The organism is Paenibacillus sp. FSL L8-0470 (assembly GCF_038008625.1).
GTDB lineage: Bacteria > Bacillota > Bacilli > Paenibacillales > Paenibacillaceae > Paenibacillus_AQ.
This window is the reverse complement of the sequence record NZ_JBBOZM010000001.1, coordinates 755,539-773,107: the sequence shown is the minus strand read 5'-3', so window position 1 is coordinate 773,107 and position 17,569 is coordinate 755,539. Positions and strand designations below refer to the sequence as shown.

Genomic DNA, 17,569 nt, shown 5'->3' with positions numbered 1-17,569 from the left:
AAAATGAGAACCTTCAGCATTGTCTTAAGAAATGTAAAATGGCGATTCAAAAATATGGAAACTATAATTATGACACTCATACAGCCGTTAATTTGGCTGCTATTATTTACAACGATATTCCAATCGGAAACGTATGTTGGAGATAATTATACGGCTTATACGCTTCCTGGAATTCTGATTCTCGTAACACTTACATCATCCGGTATGAGCGGGATTTCAAATTACTCTTGGAAATCCGAAGGGATTTTCTATCGAATATTCATCTCTCCTGTAAAAAGAAGCTCTATTGTATTAGGACATATTTTTGATGCAGCTATTTTAACTTTTGTCGAAGTTTTTATACTCCTTATTTTTTCTTTTTTCCTGTCAGTCAAAATAGCAACTGGAATCCTCGGGTGCCTACTCATTATTTGTTTAATTTTCTTGTGCGTTTTTTTTGTAGCCAGCCTATCCTATGCTCTTAGTATGATTTTCAAAACGGAGAATTCCTTTTTAGCCATTGTTAATACATTTACCCTTCCCATCTTTTTTGTGAGTACTTCATTGATGTCTTATGAATATATCCCGGCCGCTTTCAAAATCCCAGTATCGGTAAATCCTTTCACCTATGTTATAAATGGTATAAGGGATCTAATTTTGCAAAACTCTATTAACTGGAACTCGATATTAGGTACTTTCTTATTATTTCTGATCTTGGGCGTTTCGACATTTCTGCTCGCTTTACATTTATTGAAAACCAGAAATTAGACAATGTTAGGGAGGATTTCGATGCTTAGAATTAGTGACTTTTCCATTCTTTCGCAGTTAAGCACTAAGATGCTTAGGCATTATGCTGACATTGATTTACTTCCTCCAGGCTTTATTGATGAAAGTACTGGTTACCGGTATTATTATGAACACCAGCTAGCAGTAGCTAACAAAATAAACATGCTTAAAACCATGGGATTCAGTCTGCATCTAATAAAAAAGATTTTATATGAATATGATGAGGATATTCATCTGATGAAGTTCTTAAATATGCAAGTGGCACAATTGCAGGAGGAAATAAACGAGAAGCAAGATAAAGTATTGTTGATAAACTCCATGCTTAACCACCTAAACGCTCAGAAAGAATCATCAAAATATACGGTAACGGCAAAGAAAATACCACAACGGCGGGTCATTTACTTACGCGCACAAATCAAGCAGTATCAGGATGAAACTCTGTTATGGAAAAAACTATCCAGGATCGTTCATGGCCAGAATGTACGACTAAGCTATCCGCATTTTAATATAACAGTTTTTTACGAAGAGGATGTTCAAAATCAAAGGATTGATATTGAAGTCCAAAAATGCATTTCAGGGGATTATGAAAATCTGCAAGAAGCAAATATTAAAATAGAAAAGGAACAAACCGTGGCTTCATTTATCTATGAAGGAAATTATAACAAGCTTAGTGAAGTGAATGAAACAGTCGCTCGATGGATATTAGATAATGATTATGAACTGAACGGCTCCCCTTTTAATATTTATCATATCTCCCCTGAAGAGGCCAACGAAGCTGCCGACTTATTAACGGAAATTTGTTTTCCTATAAAGAAAAAGACAAATATCCTAGGATAATAAAGAATATTTGACCCTCTCGATGAATGTACCCCTTTCTTTAATTAATATGACATAAGGTGACATATTAAAGTTCTATAATGGGTAGTAGATCAACGAAAGGAGTAACAAATCATGAACCGGAAAATAATTTTAGAATTAGCAGTTACTTTAGATGGTTTTATTGAAGGGACAAACGGGGAGCTTGATTGGTGCATTATGGATTCTGAGATGGAGTTTATTCATTTCTTAAATCAGATTGACACTATTTTGTATGGAAGAACAAGCTATGATTTATGGGGACAATTTTGACAATGGTTAATACAAGAAAGTTCTCCTCTGGCGTTGTGCAACTAATCTATCATTTGAATGAGAATTAACCAAAAAAATGAAGCGGGCATACGCCCGCTCCATTCCTTAAGCTTCTGTTTTCCTTAAATCAACCTGCCATATACTGACTTTGGAAAAGCAAATCATAGGTTTCGTTTCTGTTACATAGGTTTTGATGGGTATCAAAGGCTACCACCCTGCCATCTTTTAGAACCATTACCTTGTCGCAGTCCAGAATAGTAGATAAACGATGAGCAATGGAAATCATGGTTTTTCCCGATGAAAGGCTCTTGAGTTCTGTAATGATGTCATTCTCATTTTCGTTGTCAAGCGCGCTGGTACTTTCGTCAAAAATGATGATGTCCCTGTCCTGTAAAAAAGCACGGGCAATCGATAAGCGCTGTCTCTGGCCTCCTGAAAGCTGTACACCTTTTTCTCCGATTATCGTATCCAATTGATTCTGCAAGGTTTCAATGAAGTCATAAATACTCGCTCTGCGGCAGCACTCTATCAATTCCGCATCGGTTGCATCGGCTTTTGCCAGCAATAAGTTTTCTCTGATCGTCATATTGAAAAGAACGGGTTCCTGCACAACTATACTAACTTTTTCTGACACACTCTCGCTGTTCACCGTATAGATATCAATGCCGCCAATCTGTACAGTCCCCCCTTGCGGGTTAATCTGCCCGGTCAACAGTTTAGCGATTGTAGATTTGCCGCTGCCGCTTTCTCCCACGATGGCCAGATGTTCGCCCTTACTCACGGAGAACGAAATACCGTCAAGAGCAAATGATTCGTTCCCCTCATAGGTAAATTTCAGATTTTCAACGTTTAGATCTGTCCCGTCAATTTTCTTATAGGGTCTCTTGCCTGCTTCTAAATTTAATATCTCGATCACTTTTCCGATATTCACCGAATCATTCTTATAATTCATCATGGAATTACTAATGCTCTCTATGTACCCGAAGAATTGCCCGTAAAAGCTGATAAAAACGAGCAGCACACCAACTTGCGAGTAGCCCTTAATTACAAATAATCCGCCAATAAAGTAGATAAACAGCTGGGTAATAAAGTTTTTCGTGAAGAACGAATAGGTAATCCCCAGATGCAAATAGAGCTGGTTGAGAAACCAAATATGCCTTATTTTCTTGTAGTGTCCGTTTAATTCATCCAATTGTGCGTCTTCAAGGTTGTTGGTCTTAACATCCTTCCAGTTCTGAAAATTCGAGTGTAGGAAGGATTCATATTTAATTTGCAGTTTCCATAGTTCCTCTCCGGTTGTCTTCGTTTTACCTCCCAAAAAATTAACCGTAAATAAAGAGACCGGAACAAAAACAAAACTGAGGAGCGCGATTCGCCAGTCGTAGCATAATAAAATAACTGCCAGCGCAACAGCGTAAACGACAGCGTAGATAAAATCTAATATATGGGTCGTAAAAAAGTTCCCGGCAGCAATAGAATCGTTCTCAATCCGGCTTCTAACGTCGCCAATGCTATATTTGCTATATACATCATTATCAAGGCTGATATACTTTTTCAGCAATTTATTCTTTATTCTCAGGTCATATTTTAGTATTAACCGGTTGGAGAACCGCTTACTGACCGCAATTCCGATTGTCGCGAACAGGATAACAGCCAGATAACCGGTGATGACCGGCCACAGCTCGTTCATATTCTTATCTACTAAAACGCGATTAACCAAAAACGAATACAAGAACAGAGGGATAAGCCCGAAAATTAAGTTCCACAGCTTGAAAAATCCGAGCACAATCAACGGCTTGTTAATACCGTCTATATCCCGGGTTAATGCCTTAAAGGTGTCCAAGCGTTTCATACAGCCTCACCTCCTAAACACTGTTCGCTGAATAAGTCTATATACGTTTTATTGTTTCTAATCAGTACGTCGTGAGTATCAAAGCCTTTGACAACGCCATCCGCTAAAACCGCGATTTTATCACAGCTTTTAATGGTGGAAAAACGGTGGGCAATGATAATAAGCGTCCGGTCTTGTGACAACTCACTCATCACGTTCCGGATAAGCGCTTCGTTCCGGCTGTCGAGGAATGCTGTGGCTTCGTCGAAGACCAGAATCTTAGGATTCTTGACTAGTATCCTTGCGATAGCCAGACGCTGCTTCTGCCCGCCGGATAATTCTTGCCCTTCAGTCCCAAGCAGCGTGTCCAGTCCGTCAGGGAATGTCAGGACAACATCATAAAGGGCGGCTTTCTTAATAGCTTCCATTAATGCGTTATCATTATCCTTGTTGTTGGTAAATGAAAGATTGTAACGCAGGGTATTATCGTAAAGGATGGTCTCCTGATGGACAATCCCCACCTGGCTCCGCAAGCTGTGCAGGTTATACTCATTGACATTCATTCCGTCGATCAGAAGCTCGCCGCTGTCAACGTTATATAAATTGTAGAGCAGGTTCCCCATCGTTGTTTTACCTGCGCCGCTCTTCCCGACAATGCCAATCGTACTTCCTGCATCCACGCGGAGATTGAATCCGTTCAGAATAGGTCTGTCTTCGGTGTATCCAAAGGTGACATTGTTAAATTCAATCTTGCCCTCCTTTATTTGTTTTGGAGGATGGTTTTCTTTATAATCTTCTTCCTCTTCATTCAATATATCCACGACACGTTGTAAGGAGACGTTCTGTCCCCAGACATCGACAATTTTGCTGTTAATGGAGCTGAAGTAGTTCACGGCTATATTGAAATAGCTTATGGCGGCTACAAAAACGCCGAGCTGCATTTGGCCTTTAACGATGAAATAGGCGCAGATCACAAATATCAGCAGCTGTGCGATAAGTGTGATGAACGAATTAAGCCTTTCTGTCGTCACTTCGATTCTTCCGTTTTCCACGTTCATTTTATTGATGGATGTCGTTTTTCTTAAATAAACGCTCCTTACTTTTTTACTTGCGTTAAGGATTTTTATCTCCCGCAAATTTTTCACAATCTCAAATAAGTAAGAGGATAGTTTACCCTGTTCCGCTGCAATATCTTTGTTGACCTTCTGCGCTCTTGCCTTGAAATATTTCGAGGTAAAAAATACGACGGGAACCAGCACGACCGTAAAAGCCCCCAGAAAGATATTGTAGTAAAACATGAAGCAGACAGCGAATAGGATATGCAGAAGGTTGGAGTATCCCCAAAGTCCGCTCCAGAAAATGAGATTCATAATATCCGCGGCGTCGTGGTTCATTCGGCTGATCATATCTCCGCTGTACATCCCGGAGAGGTCTTTCCCTTTTTTATGTAATATCTTTTTGAAGAGAGCCCGCCGTATATCAAAGACAAACCCCGTCATCAATTGCGACGAAATGAGATTGTTTAACGTCGCAACGACAAACTGATTGAAAATGAGTATGCCGGCATAGATTAAGCACAAATTCAAAAAGGCGCTCATGTCTTTATCATAAAATGCGATATTGATGATTTTCCCGCCCAGGAACGGATAAATCAGATTGATCATCGTCATTAATGTAGTGATTATGAACCCGCATACAAGTACCCATTTGTGCATCAGCATAAATTTAGTGACCCATTGCCTTTTTGTCATAAACTCACCGCTTTCCATATATTCACAAAGGATATTGTAGCACAAATGTTCGTATGTAAAAAGCTCAAAACACCTGCCAATGACAGGTGCTTGTGAATTAATAACAAATTTATTCAGCGGCTCCGCACTAAGCTGAGGTTCCTTGGCTTGCCGCTCAGGCCAGCAGGGCGCGGGCCACCTGATCCACAATGCAATTGATGCCTGTCGGTCCATAGCAGCCGATCCATGTAGCGGCATCCACCGGATATATATGCTGCCGCCTGTCTGCATCCAGCATGCCCCAGACGCTTTGCTCTGTCACAGATATTCCCTCCTGCATCATCTCGTTGCTAAGTAAAAAGTAGTGGTTAGCATGCACAGCCGGTAGTCTGTCGACTGAAATATGATAAGCCGTGTCGGAGGTGTCTGCGACAAATAGCGGAGCAGGCAGACCAAGGTCCCGGTACAGCACGGCGCCTGTGCGATGAGAGGCAGTATGTACCCGAACCACTGACTCACGCGGGCGGATCAGAGCCACGCTCTTCCCCGCCAGTACCGGGGCAAGTTCTTCTGACAGTAATGCCGTCCGGCGAATGTAATCCGTAATAATACGTTCCGCCTCCGCCCGCTTGCCCGTCAGTTCGCCGAACAGGCTCAGAATTCTCTGCCAGCTCTCATTACGCTTAAACATTATAGTTGGAGCAATCCGGCTTAAGCGTTCATAGTGCTGATCATGCACCTCGGTACAGATAATCAAATCCGGCTGCAGCCGTTCCACAGCCTGCAGGTCCGGGTACTCATAGGTTCCGAGCATTTCCGTTGCCTTAAGCCTGTCCCTGATATATGGGGGGAAATTTAACGCCGCACTGCCTAGTCCTACACTTCCTGCCGGTAGCATCTCAAGCGCAAGCAAATGGTCAGCATATTGAACGTCGAGTACGGCGATCCGCCGCGGAGAGGCTGTAACGCAATATTCGCCTCGCATATGGCATATCACCGGTCCCTGCAGCGACTCGTACGAGCAGGCCAAGCGGTCCGGCAGCCCGGAACAAGCGGAGAGCGCACCGGTCCCGGAAGCGGCAGTGCGCCTGTAGAGCTGTGGGGGAACTCCATAATATTTCTTGAACGCTCTGCTGAAGTAATACATGTCGTGGTAGCCTGTTCTTTCAGCGATTTCGCCGATGGGAGCGTCCGTATGACGCAGCATCCGCTCTGCATTCTCCATCCGCAGCTGGATCACATATTCCATCGGTCCGAGCAGCTTCTCCTGTTTGAACCGCCGCTGCAGCTGTCTCGCGCCGCAGCCGGCAAGCGCAGCCAGCTCTTTAAGCTTCAGCTCCTGACGATAATGCCCCGCTATATAGGCAGACACAACATCCACCATGTCCGGCGCTGCGCCGCCCCGGCCGCGTTCATGCTCCATAATAAGCTCATACAGCACTCCTTGCAGCAGCGCATTGGCATGGAAACGTTCCAGCCCCTCTCCCCGGCTCCATTTGGCTACGATCTTGTCCGCCGCCTGATGCAGCTCCGCCGGGAGCACAGGATAATGAACAAACGAAGTGCGCAGCGGGTGATTACGCTGCGGGAACAGAACATGGGCGGCTCCCGTCATAGGAATTGCCTTGTAGATAATAATGGTATAATGAATGTTTTCTGATCCGGCAGTCAAAGTAAAAGCTGATCCCTTGACAGCATGACAAGCAAAAGAGGCCCGGATATGGCAAACCTCACCATTCATCACAAGCCCCACTTCTCCGCCGCCTGCCAGCAGCAGCAGATTGGCTGTCAATCCCGTTTCGCTCATCACACCGCCAGGCGGCAAAGTACCGCTGCGCACGTCAAGCGTTTTGATTGTCGTATCACTCCATAAACTTGCCTGCTCTTGCAGCGGCATTCCTCTCATCTCCTGACAATGTTTCTATTGTCATTTTAATTGAGATTCATTCTCATTGTCAATTTTCGGACACTTTACGCAATATTCTCCTGACATCCGGTAATAAAAGCAGCAGGTGATGCGCTTGTTCTTCGCAACCTGTACCCGATCATTGTTCTCTGTAAAACGGGTAAACGGATTCCGCCTTTCGCCAAACAGTTGCCCGGGGGCCATCCGGGTCAGGAATGTAAAATCTGCATGCATCCGCTGCCTTTCTTGTCTGGATTCGTCTGCTCCAGGAGAATACAGCGGAGCAATACGCACCATAATATTCTCCCAAAGCACCGCTATAGAGACGGGGCCAATGGCGGCAAGCGTCTGCAGCAGCGGCGCAAGTCTTACCGCAAAAATCTCCTCTACGACCTCTTCCCGCCACGCTTCCCTGTCTTCCGGTGGCGATGCAGCCCGAAGTCCGTTCAGCGCCAGGAAAGGAAAAGGCGTATCCACTTTAAAAGCCGGGGAAGCCGGATGATAAAGGAAGCTGTTCTCCATCGGGAAGGAGACTTCCCGATTATGAAAGGTCATAGCTGTCAGAAGCGGCGCGATCCACAGATAGCCGATCCGCTTGGCCAGCATGGAAGCGGCAACCTGCATATCCGGCGCGCCGATATAATCCTTAAGCCAGCTTACATATTCACGGCATGCAGCTTCTTCATGCAACTGGCTCAGGGCAATAGTACGGACGCTGCCTTTAGGCGGCTCGCCTAGCCACAGCCGGTATTCTTCCGCTATTTGCTTCCAGGAGACAGACGACAGATAGTTGTCCATTTCAATGCGATCCCAGCAGCGCTTCCGAGGCCTGATCTACGATAATGTTAAGAGCAATGGGACCATAGTAAGCGATCCAGAGCGTTGAATTCACGTTATATGCACGGTTATTCTTGACTGCATCAAGGGATTTCCAGACCGGACTGCTTGCCAGAGCCTCTGCCTCTTTGGCAAACAATTCATCCGACAGCAGGAAATAGTGATCTGCTCCGATATCAGCGACTCTCTCCATCGAAATTTCAACGGAGGTGTCATCTTTAATCTCCTGAACGAATGCAGGAACATTTAACCCCAAATCCTCATAAAGAATGCTTCCGGTCCGATGCCCGGGACCATGTACACGAATACCTTCCGGTCTAGGGCGAATCAGCGCTACCGTTTCGTCGCCCAGCTTCGCCGACAGCTGCTCCCGCAGTCCGGTGATCTTGTCCTCGTAAGCCTGACGCACTACCTCCGCCTCCGCCTGCTTGCCTGTTATCGTACCGATGGTAGCCAACGTATCCCGCCAATCCTCGTAGAAGTCGAGTACTATGGTAGGCGCAATTTTACTGACGCTGTCATATACCTGCTCCTGAAAGTCGGTCATCAATATAAGATCCGGATTCAACGCCACAATAGCCTCAAGATTGGGTTCATCGCGTGTACCGAGGACCTTCACCTCACCCAGTTGGTTGCTTAAATATTCTGGAAACTTGGCGTCCTTCCCTCCAGCCACAACGCTGCCTGCCGGGTGCTCACCAATCGCTATCAATTGATCGACAAATTTCACATCAAGCGCAGCAATCACCTTCGGCTTCCCGGTCAGCGTATATTCGCCCTTCATGTGCTGGATGGTAACCGGGAAGGCTGCTGCAGCCTGCGCCTCCGGCGATGTCTGAGCCTGTGTTTCAGACGCTGAAGACGGCTCGGTTGAAGCTGCAGCAGACGACTGTGCGGCTGTGCCTGCATTGGTGCCCCCTCCATTGCCGCAAGCCGTCAGCACAAGTACCAGTGCCAGCATCCATACCATTAATGGTCCTGATTTTTGGGCGGCATTTATCCTGCTGCCGGTTGCCTGCCTCTTTGTTGCTCTGTTCATGCTGACTCCCCCTTTTGTATGATAATGATTTTCATTATCATATTATATAAAGCGAGTATAATCGATCCACACACTCCGTTTCCATGTACTTTTGCGACATTGCAGCCGGATTAATGCGACATTGTGCTCCATAGGAGCATGTTTCCTTTTACACAGTATCCCTTCGGGATTCCGATAATCCAATATAAAAAGACTGCCGACAATACCTTCGACAGTCTTAAGGAAGGGGACCTGCTCCCCTCTTTAACTAAGTTAAATCTTAATTACCCCAATATTCCTGGGCAATCTGTTGTCCTTGTTTGATCTTCGCCCACTGTTCATCTTCCGTTAATTCATTGCCGCCATCACAGGACGCGAACCCGCATTGATGAGAAAGTAATAATCTATCCTTATCAATAATTTTAGAGGCTTCATCCAGCATTTGAACTACACGGGCCTCATCGTCAAGCGTATTGGTCTTAGAAGACAACAATCCAAGTACAATTTCTGTATTAGGCTTATCTTTAAACACCGCAAGCGCCTCAAGGGAGCCTGCACGGTCATCATCCCATTCCAGGAAAAAGCGGTCGTACTTAAGCTGCTTCAAGAACAGATTAGCAATTTTGGCATAGGACCCACCACCCATATTACGGGAATCATAGTTACCACGGCAGTTATGAGTCCACATTTTGAGGCCTAAGCTATGACCATAATCAATGATTGTATTGTTAATGTCAATAAATTCTGTAGCTAGAGCCTGTACTTCCTCTTGATTGATATTCTCGCCGGTATATGGAGAGTTCGGGTTATCATCTGCAAATAGCTCCCATAAGCAATCGTCGAATTGCAGGATTTGTCCTCCAGCGGCGGCAAAATCCGCAACGAATTCCTTATAAGCCTTAACCAGACCGTCTTTAAGCTCATGTCTGTCCTTATAAACCGCTTCTGTGCCGCCAATGTTATCCGACCACGATAACTCACCAAAAATATGGGATGGAGAAGGTACGCACAGCTTGGTTTCACGGTCGCCCGCAAGGGCTTGAAGCTTCTTAAATACATCAATAAAATGATGGTTCTTTCCACCTAATTCACCTGTGATGCGCAAACCAATATCTTTTCGGGTCTCATATTTTGAAGCCCCATCTGTATCTCTGAAAAAATATCCATGATCCGCTATATAGCGGCTAATTCCTTGGAAGCCCCAGACAAAATCCAAATGCCACATAGATTTGGAATGTTCCCCATCCGTAAGAATGGACAAACCATTGTTAATTTCTTTATCAACTACAGCCTGAATCGCCTCAGCTTCACACTGCTCATACCCTTGGAAATCCTGGTAAAAAGGATAACTGATATCATCACGATGCTCAATCTGATGTTTATATTCTAATAAATTCGACGGACGCAACAGGCTGCCTACGATTTGAAATCTATTGCACATATAAAATCCTCCTCATATTAACCACATGTCTTTCTCTAATGGTTAGATTCTAGCATGGAGGATTATTATCTACATAACACTTAAAAGTAATATCTGGTTATAGTTAAAAGGTATAATGAGTATCTTAGCTTTCTAAGGTTATCAAATAAATAGCTATTATAGCCTTCTTAAAGGCGAACTATATAAACAACAACCCGAACTTAGAAAAGTTCGGGTATCATAACCAATACCGCAACGGATTCCACATGCCTTGAGCGGTTATCACGGAAGACGCTTCAATTCCGGAAAGAAATAAGCAACCTCCGCTTCATATCTGTCCTGTGCCGACAGGCAGGTGTCCAGCAAATATCCTTTTTCCGAAGAGTACTCCTTCAGGCCGCGGTAATAAAACAGCTTATACTCATGGTCGATGATAAAGGGGAGTATACCATTTTTCAAACATTCCTTGAACAGGATGATCCTGCCGACACGACCGTTTCCGTCCTGAAAAGGGTGGATGCTTTCAAATTCATGATGGAAGTCTACGATGTCCTCAAACGAAATTCCGGGTTTTTGGTGATACATGGTGAGCAGCTTCCCCATCGCGCTTGCCACTTTTCCCGGAGCAGTTGTTTTCATATCTCCTACCACATTGGGCCTGACTTTGTAATCCCCCACGCGGAACCAGTCTTTTCTTTCATCTGAAGTATTTCTTTTTAAGATTCTATGGAATTCCTTGATCATTTCTTCGGATAAGTCTTCATGTGCAAGGTTCAACATATAGTCAAAGCAGGCGAAGTGGTTTACCGTCTCAATAATATCGTCAACACTTGCTGTTTCTTCAGGTTCTACGTTTATAGTGTTGGTTTCAAAAATATATCGTGTCTGATCCTCAGATAACCGACTGCCTTCGATCCGGTTGGAGTTATAGGCAAGCTTAATTTGGGTCTGATGGTACAGCCCTCCTTTAAGCCCCATCTTCATTTCTTCCTGTAAGAGCTCTATTAATGTTTCATATTTCATCCACATTTCTCCCAGTAAATTCAGAATGATTCCATGAATCTTAACAGTCAAAATAGCCTTACCTATTGTTATCATTATAGCATTCTCTATTGTAAAATATGCAGTTGTGCAAGATTCTGTCTGAGCTTCTCCACATCCGCGAATTCCGCGAGCACGCCCGACGATGATGAGCACTACATCTATGCTAAAACGCTACGATCATAGACAGCCACGGTCGCGCGCAGCTGACCGAGCTGTTTGTCTCTGCCACGATGTCTCATGAAATTAGATCTATAGCGTAGAATAGTAGAGAAGATTGAGGCCGTTATACACGATATGCACCACGACCCCGGGCCAGATGGAACCCGTCTTACGGAACAGTATACCATTCAGGATGCCGACCATGAATGCGTCGAACAGGATGACGTTGAATCCATGAACGACGCCGAAGATCGCAGCGCTGCCAACCACGCCGGCCCATGCTCCGTAACGGTTCAGCGCATTGGCAATAACGCCACGGAATACAAACTCCTCGCCGAGCGGCGTGAGGATAGCGCCAGTGATAAGCAGAACGAAGAGTGAGAGCGCACCGCCTTGCGCCGCCGTCTGGAAGTCCGCTTGATTGTTCAGCTCGGTGATGAAGTGAAAATACACCCCCTCTATAACGAAGCATCCGCCGAACGCGACAACACCGAGGCCGGCTCCCACAAGCAGCCATTTCCGTTCGACCGCCCGGAAACCGAAAGCGCGCAGATCGCGAACCCGCAGGGCGTAGGCTGCGAACAAGGCGGCGAGGCCAACGAGACCATTGCCTACACCCCCGATGTTAATTCGCAAGATGGCTTGCTCGTCAGGGATTTGCGCCATCCAAAGACCGAGCATAACAATGCCGATCAGATAGAGACCCAGTGCAGTTAGGGTCTCTGGCCAGCCAGGTCGGGCTTGGGGCATAGTGGACGTGGAAGAGCTAATTACCTCCATGAGTTCCTTTTCAGTTTCAGACAATTTTTGAACATTTTTCACGGGTGTACACCTCTTTGCATCGTTATGCGTAGATAACGACTTATTTAGTATATAAGTTGATGCGCTAGAGATTTCAGAGATTATCGGCAGAACGGAACGAACGGTCTATAAATATTTGCGGCTGACGAAGGAACAGCAAGAACAACTGAAGCAGACCATCGTATCACCTATACGCTAGCTGCGGTGGATGAAATCAAGCAACAAGCCTTCACAGAAGTAACTTTTCCTACTTTGAAATAAGGTGAATGGACGAGAAAATCGCTCATTTGCTCTTCAAAGATGAGTCGATGATCCGCGATTACCAAGCGCTTCAGCATACGTGGTTTCTCAAAGGCAAGCAACGTGTCATCCAGACAACAGGCAAACATCGTGGTGTTAAACGATCACGGCCGTCCCGCTTACGGCAACCATCAGCATGCCATCGCGAATGACTTCATAATCAATGTCGACTCCGACAATCGTATTAGCTCCCATCCCTGAAGCTTTCTGAGTCATCTCAGCAAATGCCGTATCTCTCGCTTCCTGAAGCTTGCCTTCGTAAGCGCCCGAACGCCCCCCTACGAGGTCGGTAATCGAAGCCTTAAAGTCTCTGAATACGTTGGCTCCTATAATGACTTCACCGGTGGCAATGCCCAGATACTGCCTTATCGGGGAACCTTCAATAGTTGATGTAGTGGTTATAATCATAATTTATCCTCCTCAATTGGCCTGGCTATAGGGTAATACTTTTGTTGCTGTTTTCCGCTTCAGGCCCCAACCGGCCTTTTTCGGATGACATGAATACAACAAGAGCGGCGGTGACTAGGGACGATCTTCTCATAAACCAATCCTTTGTATGTTCGAATAGCTTTCTCACCCCTATCCTACCAGCCCCAATGAAACAGAACCTAAACGGATAGACAAACATCAGCTTAATTTCACTCCCGCCGTTTAGGTTCTGTTAAAGTGATTATGCTACTATGGAAATGGGTGAAAACAATGACAAATCTATCCGATTTTAAAATCGCAATCGTCGACGACGAGCCTTCGATTGTCACGATGCTGCAAATGGTGCTTCGCAGGGAAGGGTTTCATCAGCTGTATGCGGCTTCCACCTGTGCGGAAGCTCTCGATTTAGCGAAGCGTGAAGCCCCCGATATCCTCCTGCTCGACATCATGCTCCCCGACGGCAGCGGCCTGGAGCTCTGCTCCAAGCTCCGCAAATACGGGAATCCGCATATTTTGTTTCTGACGGCCAAGGCTTCCGATCTCGATGTCCTGCGAGGCTTCGCTATGGGCGGGGACGATTATATCACGAAGCCCTTCAATCCTCTGGAGGTGGCCGCAAGAATTCAGGCACGCATACGCCGACTGGAGCCAGAAACCTCGACGTCCAGTCCGGCGAAACGGCCCGATCCGGGGATTTACCGGTTTGGCCGCTTCACCGTCAACGAGGTGGAGGGCGAACTAATCGTGGAGGGACAGCCAGTTCCTTGCCCCGCGCAGGAGTTCCAGCTGCTGCTGCACTTCTGTAAGTTTCCCGGCATCGTATTTTCCAAAACACAGCTCTACGACAAGGTTTGGGGGATCAACGGACAGGGCGATGATTCGACGGTAATGGTGCATATCCGGCGCATCCGAGAGCGGATCGAGATCGACCCCGGTAATCCGAAGCTGCTGCTTACCGTACGCGGGCTTGGCTACAAGCTGGTGAAGGAGCCGCAGGAGCGATGAAGATCCAACAGCGCATGGCCTTCCACTTCACGTATCAATTGATTTTTTATGCCCTGCTTATGGTGGCTATTACTCTGGTTGCCTGCATCTTGTTTTTCCAGAACATGACGAGTAATGAGATACGCCGGAACTTTCCGGTTGGCGTCCTGCAACAGATCGCTCAAGAAGCTCATCACAAGGACGGGACGATTCAGATCTCCCCCGAGTGGGACAAGCTCATCGAGGAAAAAGGCATGTGGCTGCAGGTTGTCAGTGCCGAAGGAGAGGTGATCTACGCCGTCAATACAACTCCGCATCATACGCTGCCGGCCTCCTACTCCATCGCTCAACTGCTCGATATCCAAGAGACACGGACGTTTGGGACGTATGCCGTACACACTCAGCTTAATTTTGCTTTCCAAGACCCGCTTCTGTATATGCTGGGCTATCCTAGTCCTGACCTTGACCAGCTCGTTGCCTGGTTTGATGCCTACGGGCAGCATGGAATCGTGCGTAGCGAAGCGGTTTCCCACTTGGACCGGCGGCTGCGCAAAACCGGCAGCTATCTGCAGGTGATCGACCCCAAGAGCCATATTGTACAAGGCATCGGCGATGAAGCATACGTGCAGAAGGCGTATCGACCGCTGGATATCCTGGCCATCCAGCAATCGCCCAGCAACTATGACACGAATATTGTCGCCCATCGGGACAAGCTGAGCGGAATGACGTGGATTCTCTATACACCCCATGCAGCGGGAGCCCCTCTGAAGCATCCTGTGATGGAAAAGGCAACGCGTGGACTCGTCCGGATTACAGTTCTGATCCTGCTCTTGGCGCTGCCGATCTCCATCTGGCATGGCTACCGCTACGGTCAGCCGCTGATTCTGTTCGCAGGCTGGTTCGAACGTATGGGCCGGGGACAGTACGACCAGGTACTGACCGCCAAGGACATGCGCAAGGTATTCCGCCGCAACGGCATGATGCGCATCCGCTACAGGCTCTATAAGGAAGTGATTGAATCCTTCTATCAGATGACTCATCAATTGGCTCAGATCGAGAAGGAACGCGAGAGGCTGGAAAAGGCGCAAGCGGAGTGGATGTCAGGGATTTCCCACGATCTGCGCACGCCACTGGCCACAATTCAAGGTTATGGGTATATGCTGGAGAGCTTGCCTGAGCAATGGAGCCAAGAGGAGATGCGCATCATAGGCTCGACGATCCGGGAAAAGGGGGATTATATGCTGGAGCTGATCTCCGACTTCTCATTGATTCATCAGCTCAAGCAGGGCGATTCGATCATGAAGTTTCGGGAGATCGACTTGGTTGAGCTGGTGCGCTGCTCCGTACTGAAGTACGTCAACGACGCCATGATGTCTGAGTATCAGTTTCACTATGTTGGGGAGGATTGTCCCTTGCTGATACAGGCCGATGAAACCTGGCTGATGCGGTTGATGGACAATTTGCTGTCCAACGCCGTGAAGCATAACCCGCCTGGCGTGATTGTCAACGTCTATGTCGGCAGGATGAACGACAAGGCATGCATAAGAGTAATCGATAATGGCAAAGGGATGGACGAGGAAACGCTGCATCATTTGTTCAATCGCTACTACCGGGGAACGAATTCCGATGAATCGACGGAAGGCTCCGGGCTCGGGATGAGCATCGCCAAAACCATCGTGGAAGCGCATAGCGGCGAAATCCAGGTAAAATCCAAAGTGTGGCAAGGCACGATAATTGAGATCTTATTGCCCAACTGAGCGTTTGGCTGGGAATGATTCTTCCCTGTGTAAACGCTCAGCTGAGCAAAATCAGGACACCGCTCTTTCTCATCTCTAGGGGGAGACTGATCTGTAAGCATAATTGTAAGCGGCCCCCCCACCCATAAGCACGTATAATATTCAAAAAAACTGCAGTCTCCAGTATGTACTCCCAACATTGAACACGATTCCACATGTGTGGAGTAAGCAGAGTCAACACATACAACAACAATTAATGGGAACGTGCAGCCATCACGGTAATCAGGAAGCTGCTGATTATCATGATGATTTGGCCTCCCGTTACTTCAAATATTCCGAACCTCCACAACCCTCCCTAAATCCACATACTGCTCATGATCCAGTTTCACCTTCACTTTACCCCTGCGGCGTTTCTCACGCCATTCGCGAATATCTTCCTCCGTTTCTAAACGGAGCTCTGCAAGCTCCAAGGCCCGGTCCAGGATATACTTACTGGTATAGAGCACCGTATAAATCCCTTGTCCTCCCAGCAAGACAGGCGCCGCTAACCGCTGCCAGGCCTCAATCGTGAAGCGTACATACAGCTCTTCTTCTGTACCCGGGCGAGAAGGAACCTCCTTGATCTCCTTACGCCGCAGCACCTTCCAATCGGCTACTTTCCCAACCCAATGAATCCCCGTTTTCGCAGGATCATAGAATTTTTTTCTGGATTGGCACATTGCCACGTATTCGAGCTGAGTGAGGATCTTTACATCTGAAAGGTTTTTTAATGGCATATGATAAAAAGATTTCTGCAACGCCACCTCAACTTGCTCCGGTCCCCGCACAGAACCGACAAGCACATTTTTGCCCGCAAGCTGATTGGCATAGTATTCTCTCGTCCCGCGTGGACGCGTGGAGCGTTCGTAAGCTTTTTCCGGACTATCCTGAATAATCTCATCTAAGAATTGCTCCACCAAGCTTGTAGAATTCGGTAGGAACGGTAACGCGCCGATATTCAATAGCTCAATGCTTTTGTAAAAGTGGTGGGCTTTGTACCGCTCCTCATCCGGATACGGAAATAACACATACGCTCCAAACATGCTTCGCTCATATTCCCCTGTGCCTTTTTCCTGATACACAATCGCGTCCCGATAACGGTGCATCGTGTTGATGTCATCCTCTTCAGGCCCAGGCTGTCCATAAGTCCGATGATAGGAAGTCCCCTCGTAAGCAGGGTTTAAGCGATACTTGGCATCGAAGACATACTTGTACTCTTTGATTGTGCCCGCATCCTTCTTTTTCAGGGTTAGCACATTATCCGGGCGTTGACTCAGCGTCGGGGTCTTGTCCGTTCCAGGAATCGCATTATAATACAGGATGAACTGCTCGCCATTGATTGGATTCTCGTAGACCATCTTGGCGAATATGGGAAGTTTCCCCTTCCAAAAATGCACATAAGAAAAAGACTGTCACATGGACAGCCCAAATATAAGTATGTG

The 17,569-nt window shown here is 46.6% G+C and carries 14 protein-coding genes and 2 pseudogenes; 6 read left to right on the top strand and 10 right to left on the bottom strand.

Annotation, left to right across the window (positions count from 1 at the left end; all coding sequences use genetic code 11):
• Positions 1 to 3: 3 nt before the first annotated feature.
• The 3 genes and pseudogenes from NST99_RS33630 to NST99_RS03555 form a co-directional block, all read left to right on the top strand.
• Positions 4 to 747: an ABC transporter permease gene (locus tag NST99_RS33630; protein ID WP_445744944.1), complete on the top strand. Its 744-nt coding sequence runs from the start codon at positions 4 to 6 to the stop codon at positions 745 to 747.
• 21 nt (positions 748 to 768) lie between these two features.
• Positions 769 to 1,602 (top strand): MerR family transcriptional regulator, encoded by an 834-nt coding sequence (locus tag NST99_RS03560; protein WP_341089756.1) that lies wholly within the window; start codon positions 769 to 771, stop codon positions 1,600 to 1,602.
• Positions 1,603 to 1,716: 114 nt separating this feature from the next.
• Positions 1,717 to 1,890, top strand: a pseudogene (locus NST99_RS03555) (dihydrofolate reductase family protein); the annotation flags it as partial.
• Between the two features lie 130 nt (positions 1,891 to 2,020).
• Here the strand turns inward: NST99_RS03555 and NST99_RS03550 are convergent.
• From NST99_RS03550 to NST99_RS03515, 8 genes are all read right to left on the bottom strand, one after another.
• Positions 2,021 to 3,745: an ABC transporter ATP-binding protein gene (locus tag NST99_RS03550; protein WP_341089754.1), complete on the bottom strand. Its 1,725-nt coding sequence runs from the start codon at positions 3,743 to 3,745 to the stop codon at positions 2,021 to 2,023.
• Positions 3,742 to 5,445, bottom strand: coding sequence for an ABC transporter ATP-binding protein (locus NST99_RS03545; RefSeq protein ID WP_341089752.1), 1,704 nt, complete (start codon positions 5,443 to 5,445; stop codon positions 3,742 to 3,744). Before NST99_RS03545 ends, NST99_RS03550 begins: the two co-directional genes overlap by 4 nt.
• 184 nt (positions 5,446 to 5,629) lie before the next feature.
• Entirely contained in the window at positions 5,630 to 7,351 is a 1,722-nt protein-coding gene (locus tag NST99_RS03540) for a helix-turn-helix domain-containing protein (RefSeq protein WP_341089751.1), read from the bottom strand.
• Between the two features lie 30 nt (positions 7,352 to 7,381).
• A complete protein-coding gene (locus NST99_RS03535; RefSeq protein WP_341089750.1) occupies positions 7,382 to 8,158 on the bottom strand; it encodes an IucA/IucC family C-terminal-domain containing protein in 777 nt (258 codons plus the stop codon).
• 1 nt (position 8,159) lies between these two features.
• Positions 8,160 to 9,236 (bottom strand): ABC transporter substrate-binding protein, encoded by a 1,077-nt coding sequence (locus NST99_RS03530; RefSeq protein ID WP_341089749.1) that lies wholly within the window; start codon positions 9,234 to 9,236, stop codon positions 8,160 to 8,162.
• 259 nt (positions 9,237 to 9,495) lie between these two features.
• A complete protein-coding gene (locus tag NST99_RS03525) occupies positions 9,496 to 10,656 on the bottom strand; it encodes a cobalamin-independent methionine synthase II family protein (RefSeq protein ID WP_341089748.1) in 1,161 nt (386 codons plus the stop codon).
• A 261-nt stretch (positions 10,657 to 10,917) separates the two neighbouring features.
• Entirely contained in the window at positions 10,918 to 11,832 is a 915-nt protein-coding gene (locus NST99_RS03520) for a Fic family protein (protein WP_341089747.1), read from the bottom strand.
• A gap of 96 nt (positions 11,833 to 11,928) precedes the next feature.
• Complete coding sequence (locus NST99_RS03515; protein WP_341089746.1) at positions 11,929 to 12,660, bottom strand: CPBP family intramembrane glutamic endopeptidase; 732 nt, start codon at positions 12,658 to 12,660, stop codon at positions 11,929 to 11,931.
• Positions 12,661 to 12,825: 165 nt separating this feature from the next.
• Between NST99_RS03515 and NST99_RS03510 the strand changes: the two are divergent.
• Positions 12,826 to 13,040 (top strand): annotated as a pseudogene (locus tag NST99_RS03510) (hypothetical protein); the annotation flags it as partial.
• On the opposite strand, the gene NST99_RS03505 reads toward NST99_RS03510, so the two are convergent.
• Positions 13,036 to 13,347 carry a YbjQ family protein gene (locus NST99_RS03505; protein WP_038585821.1) on the bottom strand — a complete coding sequence of 104 codons (312 nt, stop codon included), beginning with the start codon at positions 13,345 to 13,347 and terminating at the stop codon, positions 13,036 to 13,038. The pseudogene NST99_RS03510 and the gene NST99_RS03505 sit on opposite strands and share 5 nt — an antisense overlap.
• A gap of 291 nt (positions 13,348 to 13,638) precedes the next feature.
• Between NST99_RS03505 and NST99_RS03500 the strand changes: the two genes are divergently transcribed.
• Together NST99_RS03500 and NST99_RS03495 are read left to right on the top strand one after the other, a co-directional pair.
• Positions 13,639 to 14,373, top strand: a complete 735-nt coding sequence (locus NST99_RS03500) for a response regulator transcription factor (protein ID WP_038585811.1) — start codon at positions 13,639 to 13,641, stop codon at positions 14,371 to 14,373.
• Positions 14,370 to 16,109, top strand: coding sequence for a sensor histidine kinase (locus NST99_RS03495; protein WP_341089745.1), 1,740 nt, complete (start codon positions 14,370 to 14,372; stop codon positions 16,107 to 16,109). The genes NST99_RS03500 and NST99_RS03495 overlap by 4 nt, the downstream gene beginning before the upstream one ends.
• A 305-nt stretch (positions 16,110 to 16,414) precedes the next feature.
• Here NST99_RS03495 and NST99_RS03490 read toward each other — a convergent pair whose 3' ends face one another.
• Complete coding sequence (locus NST99_RS03490; protein ID WP_341089744.1) at positions 16,415 to 17,524, bottom strand: nuclease domain-containing protein; 1,110 nt, start codon at positions 17,522 to 17,524, stop codon at positions 16,415 to 16,417.
• Positions 17,525 to 17,569: the final 45 nt, after the last annotated feature.